The organism is Arthrobacter sp. FW306-1B-F12A, assembly GCF_058781865.1.
This window is the reverse complement of the sequence record NZ_JBYSXD010000028.1, coordinates 50314-60963: the sequence shown is the minus strand read 5'-3', so window position 1 is coordinate 60963 and position 10650 is coordinate 50314. Positions and strand designations below refer to the sequence as shown.

General features: G+C 62.9%; 10 protein-coding genes and 1 pseudogene. 8 read left to right on the top strand and 3 right to left on the bottom strand.

Features of this window, described 5'->3' with window-relative positions:
* The 3 genes from AC3WJU_RS14340 to AC3WJU_RS14330 form a co-directional block, all read left to right on the top strand.
* Window positions 1–540, top strand: a 540-nt coding sequence (locus AC3WJU_RS14340; RefSeq protein WP_492260176.1) for a hypothetical protein, incomplete at its 5' end; no start/stop codon positions are given.
* On the top strand, window positions 540–1658 hold the full coding sequence (locus AC3WJU_RS14335; RefSeq protein WP_492260175.1) for a C40 family peptidase: 1119 nt from the start codon (window positions 540–542) through the stop codon (window positions 1656–1658). The genes AC3WJU_RS14340 and AC3WJU_RS14335, both read left to right, overlap by 1 nt.
* 33 nt (window positions 1659–1691) lie before the next feature.
* Window positions 1692–1808 carry an ATP-binding protein gene (locus AC3WJU_RS14330; RefSeq protein ID WP_492260177.1) on the top strand — a complete coding sequence of 39 codons (117 nt, stop codon included), beginning with the start codon at window positions 1692–1694 and terminating at the stop codon, window positions 1806–1808.
* Window positions 1809–2024: 216 nt separating this feature from the next.
* On the opposite strand, the gene AC3WJU_RS14325 is transcribed toward AC3WJU_RS14330, so the two are convergent.
* Window positions 2025–2504: a DUF1889 family protein gene (locus AC3WJU_RS14325; RefSeq protein WP_492260174.1), complete on the bottom strand. Its 480-nt coding sequence runs from the start codon at window positions 2502–2504 to the stop codon at window positions 2025–2027.
* A gap of 58 nt (window positions 2505–2562) precedes the next feature.
* On the opposite strand from AC3WJU_RS14325, the pseudogene AC3WJU_RS14320 reads away from it, so the two are divergent.
* Window positions 2563–2844 (top strand): annotated as a pseudogene (locus tag AC3WJU_RS14320) (heme ABC transporter ATP-binding protein); the annotation flags it as partial.
* Between the two features lie 200 nt (window positions 2845–3044).
* Here AC3WJU_RS14320 and AC3WJU_RS14315 read toward each other — a convergent pair.
* Window positions 3045–3938: a LysR family transcriptional regulator gene (locus tag AC3WJU_RS14315; protein ID WP_492260173.1), complete on the bottom strand. Its 894-nt coding sequence runs from the start codon at window positions 3936–3938 to the stop codon at window positions 3045–3047.
* Between the two features lie 115 nt (window positions 3939–4053).
* On the opposite strand from AC3WJU_RS14315, the gene AC3WJU_RS14310 reads away from it, so the two are divergent.
* The 4 genes from AC3WJU_RS14310 (at window position 4054) to proC (ending at window position 8857) form a co-directional block, all read left to right on the top strand.
* Window positions 4054–4821, top strand: a complete 768-nt coding sequence (locus AC3WJU_RS14310; protein WP_492260172.1) for an enoyl-CoA hydratase/isomerase family protein — start codon at window positions 4054–4056, stop codon at window positions 4819–4821.
* A gap of 12 nt (window positions 4822–4833) precedes the next feature.
* The gene (locus AC3WJU_RS14305; protein ID WP_492260171.1) at window positions 4834–6426 is read left to right on the top strand and encodes an acetate--CoA ligase; all 1593 of its coding nucleotides are present in this window, start codon (window positions 4834–4836) and stop codon (window positions 6424–6426) included.
* Complete coding sequence (locus tag AC3WJU_RS14300) at window positions 6423–7745, top strand: MFS transporter (RefSeq protein ID WP_492260170.1); 1323 nt, start codon at window positions 6423–6425, stop codon at window positions 7743–7745. Before AC3WJU_RS14305 ends, AC3WJU_RS14300 begins: the two co-directional genes overlap by 4 nt.
* 272 nt (window positions 7746–8017) lie before the next feature.
* A complete protein-coding gene (gene proC, locus AC3WJU_RS14295; RefSeq protein WP_492260169.1) occupies window positions 8018–8857 on the top strand; it encodes a pyrroline-5-carboxylate reductase in 840 nt (279 codons plus the stop codon).
* A 1340-nt stretch (window positions 8858–10197) separates the two neighbouring features.
* Here the strand turns inward: proC and AC3WJU_RS14290 are convergent.
* The gene (locus AC3WJU_RS14290; RefSeq protein ID WP_492260168.1) at window positions 10198–10641 is read right to left on the bottom strand and encodes a hotdog fold thioesterase; all 444 of its coding nucleotides are present in this window, start codon (window positions 10639–10641) and stop codon (window positions 10198–10200) included.
* Between the last annotated feature and the right edge of the window lie 9 nt (window positions 10642–10650).

The following is a 10650-nucleotide window of genomic DNA, read 5'->3' as shown; positions in this document are numbered from 1 at the left end:
TCGACCTTCTCGCCCGTCGCATCGCCGACCGCGGCTTCCACATTGGAAACTCCACCCACGATCGGAGAACCACGCACAACGGACTATCGGAGGCTCGCCTCCGCGGCAGCGACGGCAATTTACACCTGGGACACGCGAACGGCGTCGTACTCTGAGGTCTACTCCCGGCTCCGGGACTGGTGGGACGTTCTGCCGGACGGGTCCAACCCCCTAACGGTATTTGTGCAGGAGTTCGAAGCGACCGGCGTCAACGCGGGAACCTATGCAACCTTGGCAGGGGAGCAGGCGCGCCGTTCGGCGACGGTCCGGTCCCTTGTATGCGACGGCGAGCTGGCCAAGGTGCGCGACCACCCGGCGCCGTGGGTTGGGCTTCACGTCTGCACAGCCACTCTGAGCGTTGTGGATCAATCGAGCTCGGACCGCAATGCGTATGCCGCTCCCGTGAGCGTCATGGTGGATTGTCCACCGGCCACTACAGCCCCGATCGATCATTGCGTAGTCGTTGGCTTTTACGCGACGCCGAGCAGAATCGTCTACTGATGCCTGTTCCCGCGGTTCTGGCCGGTTTCGCTCAGCGCAGGGCTATTCTGCGGGCAGCGACGGCTGTAGTTACGGCACTGACCCTGATCTGTGCCTTTGCGTTTTGCGCTGGTGTGGCAGTGTTTGCCGCCAACTCGGCGACCGGCGCTGGTGCTTGCTCAGTCGGCGCGATGGGCAATGGTCGGCCGTCAGCGGATGGAGCCAGTGGTCTGGAGATTCAGCCAGACAGCCAGGCGCCGGTGACTATAACCGCGGGACAGGTGTCGGTTGCGCGGATTTACATTGCTGTCGGAAAGCAAATGGGAGTGCCGAGGGACGGACAAATCATCGCGATCATGATGGCCCTCCAGGAATCCGGATTAAGAGTCCTGGCGAACAACAACCTTCCCGCTTCGCTCTTGATTCGGCACGACGGAGTCGGCAGCGACCACGACTCTCTTGGCACCGCCCAGCAACGTCCAGCCGCTGGCTGGGGGACCATCGAGCAGCTAATGGACCCCAACTACAACGCTCGGGCTTTCTACGGCGGCCCGAGCGGTCCCAATCATGGCAGCCCCCGCGGACTGCTCGATTTCCCGGCTTGGCAATCCCTGGATAAGGGCAACGCTGTGCAAGCTGTTCAAGTATCGGCCTTTCCAGAGCTGTACGCGCGGTGGGAACCTGAGGCAACGGCAATCGTTGACGCGCTCGCTGGTGCGACTTCACCAACTTCTTGCGACAGTGTTCCGAACGGCTCGGCGGCGCCGGTAATGCCGATGAATCTGAGCCAGATCCGGAAGGACATCCTGCACTTCACTCAAGAAGGGCTGGGCGGGGCCTACGTGTGGGGTGGAACGGCGTTCAAAGCCTGGGACTGCTCGGGCTACGTCCAATGGACCTACCGGCAGGTGGGGATCAACCTGCCGCGCGTAGATCAGTGGACCGTGGGGCACCAAACTGACAATCCACAGCCGGGGGACTTGGTGGTGCAGAACCCGCAAGGGCCCAATAATTGGGGGCACGTCGGCATCTATGCCGGGGATGGCATGATGTACAGCGCGCTGAACCCTGCTGCTGGGACGTTGATGCATCCTGTGGATTGGAACACGGGCACGGCGTACTTTGATTTGTTGGACTGACGCCAGTCGGAGTCAAACAGGGGACATGGCAGGATTTTCCAAGATCTTTGCGATGTCTCAAGGCAAGGCGATGCCCTTCGTGCCCTTGAGGTTGCGCGGCCCGGGGTACACCATGTGCTGCTGTGCGGTCCGCCGGGGGTATGTCCTTAAGTAATGATGTGATGTGTTCCCTGTAATGACGGGCATTTCTCATCATGCGGAGCAGCGCTCTTCGGGTAGACAGAGCCCTTTCCGAGCTCCTGCCCGGGGCTCGTCATGCACGACGTGCGACCTCAAAGCTGGGATGACGACTCAGCGACATCGCCGTGCTCTTCGGACTCGCAGAGGAGCCAGAAGATGGGTAGTGAAACTACCCGACTGCGATTCCTAATCCTCAGCGTTAGGATCGTCACCCGATGCCAGCTTCTGCCGCAGGTAGTCGATATAGTCCGTACGGAGCACGTGCCGGGCTCGCGGGCGTTTCCCGCCGTTGATGTCCCGGACGTACTGCGCCAGCCGCTCCGGATTCTTGTCGGCCCACTCTTGAGCAAGGGCCCAGCCCTGCATGGCGTCGGCGTCCATCGGGATTCTGGCGTCGCGCAGCGCCAGGAGTACGCCGACCACCTGATCCTTCTCAAAGCCGGCCGATATCGTGTTGTTGTGATTCACCGTAAGCGTCAGGCTTCTCAGAGCCTCCATGACGATCGGGTCGAGTTCGGCGGAGGGAGTCTTCCAGTCCGGGCCGTCGCCAAGAATGTCCGGTTTCATCGCCGTGACACACGAGCGGATTCGGTCGGCGTTCCAAGTGATGACGCAGATGGCGCGGATCCCGTGGCCGTAGCGCACCAGCTTCCCGATGTCGTCCATGTCCGGGCAAGCCATCAGCACCGGACCGGTACCTTGTGGCGTCCCGCCACAACGACCGGCCGTTCTTACTCCGCAGGAAACCGATGAGCTCCTGGACATCATCCGGCAGCCCAAGCCGCCGGAAAATCAATTTTCTTCATCTCGCACAAGCTGCGTGAAGTCAAGGAAATTTCGGAAGTGATCACAATGATCCGCTGTGGCAAGGTAGTGGGGGACGCGGCGCCGGATGCCACACCCACCGCTGGCGTCGATGATGGTTGGCCGGCCGGTCAGGCTGACCCGGGAAAAGAAACCCGCCCGACCGGGTGAGGCGGCTTTCAAGGTCCGGGACCTCACCGTATGGTTTGATCTTCCTGTCATTTCGAGCGTGTTGAACTATATGCGAGCAAGCCCAACCCCGAACGGGGCCACCCAGCTGGCAACCGCCGACAATGGCTTCAGCAGATGGAGCCCTGGCCCGCCCGTGATCAGTCCCTTGATTTCATGTCTCAAATCTAAATGAGGGCTATTCATGGTTTGGAGCCGTCAGGGGGCCACGAGTTACCCGTGCCCGCCCGCAGCCAATCCCGCAGCCACAGCCGCCACAAACGCATCTGTCTCTGCTGACCTTCGGCTCTTCAGCCACAGCGCCGAGGTCCGCCAAGCAAGGGGATCTCTAACCAGCGGCCGCCAGACAATCCCCGCGGGCAACGGGGTCCACGGCTCTTCGTTGAAGTGCACCCCGCGGCCGGCCAGGATCAGGCCATGGGTGAAGTGCTGGTTCCGGGCGTGCACAATTGCGGCCGGCAGGTAGCCGGCGTCGCGGCAAGTTTGAAGGAACGCGTCGTACAGCGCCGGGGCCATGTGGCGCGGGAAGATGATCAGTGGATTGCCCTCAAGATCACCCAGCCGCACAGCATCCGAAGAGGCCAGCGGATGCGAAGCATTCAGCACCACTCCCAACGCCCTGGACAGCACCGGCCCCGACTCAAAGCCCACCGCGCTCAACGGATGACGGACCACCGCGACGTCCAGTTCGCCGTCACGCAGCCGCCCTACCTGTTCCACGGTGGTGAGTTCGTGCAGGTTCAGGAGCACGTCCGGGGCGGCAGCCCCAAACGAAGCGACCATCGCCTGCAGCGCCCGCGGGTTCGTGTCGGGCGGCACGGCGACCTGCAGGATGCCCGAAGCGCCCGGCCGGATCCGCCGCATCGACTCCTGTGCCAGGGCCACGCCGTCGAGCACGTTTCGCGCGTGTTCGAGCAGCAGTGCGCCTGCCTCGGACAGCTCGACGCCGGTGCGTCGCCGGTGGAACAGCAGCACACCGAGCTCTTTCTCCAGGTCCTTGATCCGCTGCGACAGCGGCGGCTGCGCCATGTGCAGGCGCTGCGCTGCGCGGCCGAAATGAAGCTCCTCGCTGAGCACGACGAAGTACTTGAGATGGTGGATGTCCATGCCGCATCATATCAGTTTGGTATCACGCTGAGTGGATTTTGATGTTAGACGGGTCACATTCCGGGATGGTCTGATGGATGTAATCCCCGCAGCATCCACGGAAGGAAAACCCCCAATGTCCCAGGAAGTCCTCTTCGAGCAAGCCGGCTCAACGGCCATCATCACGCTCAACCGCCCGGACAAGCTCAACGCTTGGACCGAGGCCATGCGCAACGAACTCATCGACTACCTGGAAGGCCTCAAGGGCAACGACGAGGTCCGCACCGTCATCCTCACCGGGAGCGGCCGCGCATTCTGCGCCGGGCAGGACCTGGCCGAGACCGCGTCCATGAACCCCGAGGACCACGCGTCCGCCGAGGCCTGGATCGACGGCTTCGACCGCCTCTACCGCGCCGTCCGCAACCTCGACCAGATCACCATCGCCGCGGTCAACGGTGTCGCGGCTGGCTCCGGCTTCCAGTATGCGCTCCTCGCGGACCTCCGCGTCGGCGATACCAAAGCCCGCATGGGCCAGCCTGAAGTCCTTTCCGGCATCCCCAGCATCACCGGAATCTGGGCCATGTGGAGCATCCTCGGCAAGTCCAAGACTTCACAGTTCGTCCTCACTGGCGAGCTCGTGGATGCCGCCGAGGCGCAGCGCCTCGGCCTGCTGAACTACCTGGCGGACGACGGCGGCGTGCTGGATTACGCGAAGGAACTCGCCTCCCGCTTGAGCCTCCTGCCTCCGGGCGCTGTTCGTTTGACCAAGAACCGTCTCCGCAGCCTCGAGGAAGATGACCTGAGCGACGCGATGGCCGAAGCCAAGCGGGTCCATCGCGAGGCCTATGGCACCGGCGAACCGCAACGCGAAATGGCCCGTTTCCTCGCCGGCAGCGGACGCTGAAGGACACCCGAAATGACCCTGACAACGCAAGACCGCTACCCGGACATGCTCGCCTCCCACCGCTGGGAGGTGCCGGAGTTCTACAACATGGCGGCCGACGTCGCCGACCGGCACCCACGCGACAAGCGCGCGCTCATCCTTGAGTCCGCCGTCGAGGGCCGCCGGGACATTAACTGGGGCGAAATCCAGGACCGTTCGCGGCAAATCGCCGCCACCCTCCAGACCGCCGGCATCAAGAAAGGCGACCGGGTCGCCGTGCTGTTGCCGCAGCGTGCCGACGCCCCCGCTGCCTATCTCGGCGTGCTGCGGACCGGTGCCATTCTGGTCACCATGTCCCTGCTGTGGGCCGCGGAACCCATCCGCTTCCGGCTCGAGGACAGCGGCGCCTCGGTGATCATTGCCGAAGAATCAGCCAAGGCGCTGTTCGACGGGTACGACGGGACGTTCATCGACATCGACAGCCCGGCAATCGCCAACGCGCCGGTCGAGTTCGAGGACGTAGAGACCCGCGCCGACGACCCCGCGCTCATCTTCTACACCTCGGGCACCACCGGCAGGGCCAAGGGAATCGTCCATGCGCACCGGACGCTGCTGGGCCACAACGAGTTCGAATACTGCCACCAGATCGGCAACGGCGACGTCTTCTATGGCGCAGGGGACTGGGCATGGTCGCTCGCCAAGCTTATGGGTCCGCTCCGGGCCGGAGCCACGCACCTGGTGTTCCGGCCCGCCGGAGGGTTCGACCCGGCGTCGTTGTTGGAGAGCATGAGCCGCAATAAGGTCAGCAGCGCGCTGGTCAACCCGACGTTTCTGCGCAAGATGCGGGAGGACGTGCCCGACGCCGGCACCCGCTTCCCGCTGTACCTGCGGACAGTCTGTTCTTCCAATGAGCCGCTGACGCCGGATCTTATCCTCTGGTTCCGGGACCAGTTTGGTGTCACGTTGATGGACTACTACGGCTCAACCGAGTCCTACCCTTTGCTGGGCAACTTTCCCGCTGTTCCGGTGAAGCCGGGATCCATGGGCCGGCCGCTCCCCGGTTGGGAGGTCGCCCTGCTGGATGAGAACGAGCAGGAAGTGCCGGCAGGCGAGACCGGTGAAATCTGCCTCCGGGCCCGTTCCAACCCGCAGTTCCCCTTGGGATACTGGAATATGCCCGAAGCCTCGGCCGCTGCGTTCGGTGGCGACTGGTACCACACCAAGGATCAGGCCTACGCTGACGAGGACGGCTACTTCTGGTTTCTCGGTCGAAGCGATGACGTCATCAAGACGTCGGGCTACCGGGTGGGGCCGTACGAGCTGGAAGCGGTCATCAGGGAACTCGATCCCGTCAGGGATGTGTCAGTGACGGGAGTGCCGGATGACCTCCGAGGCCAGTCCATCAAAGCGTGGGTGGAATTGATGCCGGGCCACACTGGCGACGCGGAATTGAGTGAGTCGATCGTGGCCCACGTCAAGGCGAACTTCTCCCGCTTTGCCTACCCGCGTTTTATCGAATACGTCTCCGCGCTGCCGAAATCGTCTACCGGAAAAGTCCAAAGGGCACAGCTCCGCGCACTTCCTCACTCTTCACCTTCCGACCCCCACGAAGGACAAGCGTCATGAATACCCTCATTGACAACTCAGCAGAGACTGACTCTTCCCCGCGCCGGAGCCTCAAGCGCGTAGCCGCTGCGGCCGCCGTCGGGAACTTCGTGGAATGGTTCGATTCGGCGGCGTATGCCGTGATGTCGGTAACCATCGCGAAACTCTTCTTCCCGGACTATTCGACGACTGCGTCCCTGCTGGCCGTGTGGGCGATCTTCGCCGGAGGCTTCATCGCCAGGCCGCTGGGTGCGGCGTTCTTCGGCCGCTACGGCGACAGGATTGGCCGCAACAAGATGCTGGGCCTGTGCGTGGTAATCATGAGCGCCGCGACATTCTGCATCGGCATCCTGCCTACCTTCGCCGTGATCGGCGTGTGGGCCCCGATCCTGTTGTTCGTGTTCCGAGCTGTTCAGGGGTTCACTACCGGCGGTGAGTATACGGGCTCTTCGGCGTTCATCGTCGAGTACGCGCCGGCCGGGAAACGGGCCACGTACGCCAGCATCATCCCGGCCACCGTGGGCCTGGCCTCCGTGGCCGGCGCACTGCTCGGCGCAGCCATCACCGCGAACCTCAGCTCGAGTGACTTGCAGGCCTGGGGCTGGCGGGTCCCGTTCCTGCTCGCGGCCCCCCTGGGCCTGATCGGACTGTACATCAGGTCCCGCGTGGACGACACTCCGGTGTTCCGCGGCCTGGAAAACAAAGGCAAAGTGGCCGAAAGGCCCCTGGGCGACGCCATCCGGCTCTGCGCTCGGCAGATCTTCACCCTGTTTGGCTACAGCATCACTAACGCGATCGCGTACTACCTGATGAGCAGCTACATGATCGCGTACATGACCTCGAGCTTGCACTACTCCAGCACTGAGTCCATGATCACGAGTGTCGTGACGATGCTCGTGTACACCGCGGTTTGCCCGCTCGCGGCCAGGGCCAGCGACAAGTACGGACGCAAGAGGATGCTCCTGGTGGCGTGCATTGGCTTCGTGGTGATGACGATTCCCGCCTTCGCGATCATGCCACTGGGACTGGGGTTCGCTATCCTGGGGACGAGCATCCTGGGCGCCCTGGTGGCCGTGATCGGAACCTCCAATGTGCCGGCCCTCGTGGAGATGTTCCCGAGCTCCGTGCGGGCCTCCGGCTCGGCGATCGGCTACACCTTGGCTTACGTCCTGTTCGGCGGCACCGCACCGTTCGTGGCTACGGGACTGGTTGCCGGATTCGGAACCCCGTTGGCTCCCGCCTTCTACCTCATGGGCATGGCGGTAGTCTCCGCCGCGATTGTGATCCTGTTCTTCCGGGAGACCAAATCGCTCTCCCTCACTCGGACAACCGTTCTCTAGCCGTGGGTCCCGGGCAGGAGTTTACCTGCCTCGTGTGATGTAGAGGTTGGGCCCAATAGGGGTGTGGTTAGCGCATTCATTCCGGCCTTCACAGACAGGTGTACTGGCCATCGGCCAAGCACGGATCCGGCCGGGATCGCGAGTACAAGTCCGCTGACTGGCATTGGACGGAAGTAGGACGTCCTGGAATCCAGCGCGAAATAGGCCGGACTGCTGGACCGACGGACAGCCTCAATCCCGGCAAGACCTTCAAACACAGAATGGAATACAACATGAGCGAACTGCACCCCATCCCCCTGCCCGCCTCCTTCCTTGGCGCAGGAGCCATGGGTTGTGCGATCATCAGGGGTTTGCTGAATGCCTCGATACCTGCCGAAGGCGGCATACGCGCGACCGGCCACTGGTCCTCGCAACTGCAGGAGCTCAGCGACGCGGGCGTAACAGCCTTCGATTCCAGCACAACTCCAAGCGCGAACATCCAGGCCGTTTCCGGTGCAGGGCTGATAGTCCTAGCAGTCAAGCCCGACGTGGTGCCCAAGGTGCTGAAGGAAATCGCAGAGGCCGTAGAACCGGGCGCCGTTGTTGTAAGCATCGCAGCCGGCATTAGCATCGCTGCGCTGGAATCGATCTTGCCGACCACCGTGCCTGTAGTGCGCGTTATGCCCAACATCCCGGCAGTGGTGGGGAGGGGCGTTACGGGCATTAGCCCGGGAACCCATGCGAGTGACCAGGACCTGGCCATCGTGGAACGGCTCTTCCAAACCGTGGGTTCCGTCCTGACCGTTCCTGAAAACCAGCTCGACGCCGTCACGAGCATCTCCGGCTCCGGTCCCGCTTACGTCTTCTGCCTCATTGAACTCCTCACCGAGGTTGCCATTGACAAGGGCTTCACGCCCGAACAGGCGGCTTTGCTCGTCAACGGAACATTCAGTGGCGCCAGCGAACTGCTGGCAAGCACGGGCCGCTCCCCCCGCGAACTACGTGCCCAGGTGACAAGCCCAAACGGCACAACGGCGGCCGCGATTGCTGTGATGGAGGCTAGCGAAATCAAGCAGGTCCTCAAAGAGGCAACGGACGCCGCGTTCACCCGAGCCAAAGAGCTTGGGTTGTAGCAACGCGTCACCGCCGTCAGGTTAGAGTCATTCCGTTGCCGACAGGTGAACTCGGCGTTCCTGACCAGGCGTTCATCGGAAGCCAGGAAGAAGAGCGATATCCCCGGCACGAACAAGGCCGGCGAGGGAACGGACTGGACGCCGGTCGCGGCGAACCCCATGCACGTCAACTAGAAAGGCCGGCGGCAGTACTTTAGTTTCCCTCACAGGCAAGGGTAAGGCCCCGATGCCTGACCGAAAGCGCCAATCAAATAGACCGCACCGCGTCTCCTGGGATTCCGTTCCGGCCGACCTATCAGCAACAGCTGCCGGGCAGGCCGCAGCGGGGATCAAACGATCCGCATGCCGGAATTTCTTTCCGAGCTGGCTCGAGAGGCGGCCAGTCGCGCAGCAAAGTATTGCCCAGTTGCCAAGTGAGCGGAGGGATTCGCTACAACGGTTCTCCTGAAGATCGCCGCCACCCACGTGACCCGACGATCCTGGACCCATGGACTCCCTGATGAACGAGATTCCCCTACGTCTCTGGCAGCGCAGCAACGGTTTTTGCTAGACCGGACCAGGACCGTGCTGGGAAGCGGCCACGAACCTAAACACTTGGGTGACTGGGCGGTGCCGGCCAATCCCAGGTCTCGCCGCACCAGCAGCGGCCATCCTCGTGCTCCTGGATGACGAGAACCCGTTCCTCATAGCTGAGCATTCCTCCAGTGCAGCATCGGCGAACGGCTGGCGGTAAAGCGTCTTGGTCTATGTGGAAAACCGCAGATAACGGCATCGGAGTGCTCTGCCCGTGAGCCTCCTGTGACCACCACCGAGATCCGAGCGGCGGCGAACCATGGACGAGTCTTCAATTCCGGGAACCTAGGCGGATGCACCACCAACTCTTTCCTTCACCCTCGACGGCGAGTTTGGCCGGCGTGTGCTGTCGGAGCTCGAGAGTCAGTGAACATGTGGTGATCGCAGCGGGAAGGGGCTGTTTGTGCTGATTTAGCAGGGAACCTTTCCCCTCGTTTATGAGCGAAAAACATACCCCTCACATAGACCCCCGGGTCTATGTCCTTAACCGTGTATGCGTGAAGGCATGCTGGCGGTGGCCAACTTGCCGTCAAACATGCGCGCGTCATCGCGCGGAAGCGGCGCCTGCCCGAGCCCGGCCCGCTGCTGTCCGGGAACGCCGTGGGCGACGTGCGAGCGGTGAGCGCGGACCTCGACGCGGCGATAAGGCCAGCGGGCTAAGCCAACTCACCGCGGTCTCCGGCGCGAACACCAACTGACGGATATGGGTCCGGCGTAGGTCGCGCGAGGGCACTCGGCCATATGTGGCCACGTTCTCCGACCCATGCCTATTTTTGGGACGGGTTGATGACGACGCCGAAGATGCGGGCCTCGGCCAAATGGAGCCCGGAGCCGGAGCGGACGGAGACATCGACGATGTTGTTGCGGCCGTACCGGGTCCGCTGGATTCCCACTGCCTCGATGTATTCGACGTCGTTGCCGCCTGCGGCAATGTAGGTGATGTCGGCCTGGCGGGAGACGGAAGGCTGCCCGGTGGATTCGCAAACGAACGCGAAACAGGTGTCCGCCAGAAAGAACACGTACCCGCCGTGGAGGATGCCGTGGCCGTTCCTCATGGTTGGGGCGATGGGCATGCGCATGGTGATCCGCCCGGGTTCCGCGTCCGTGACGGTGATCCCTAGGTTCGTGGAGGCTGAGTCTTCCTGGAGCCGCCGCGACATGAGGTGGAAAATTGTTGGGGGCCGGGCGTCGACGGTATCCGGAAGGGCCATGGGTGTTCC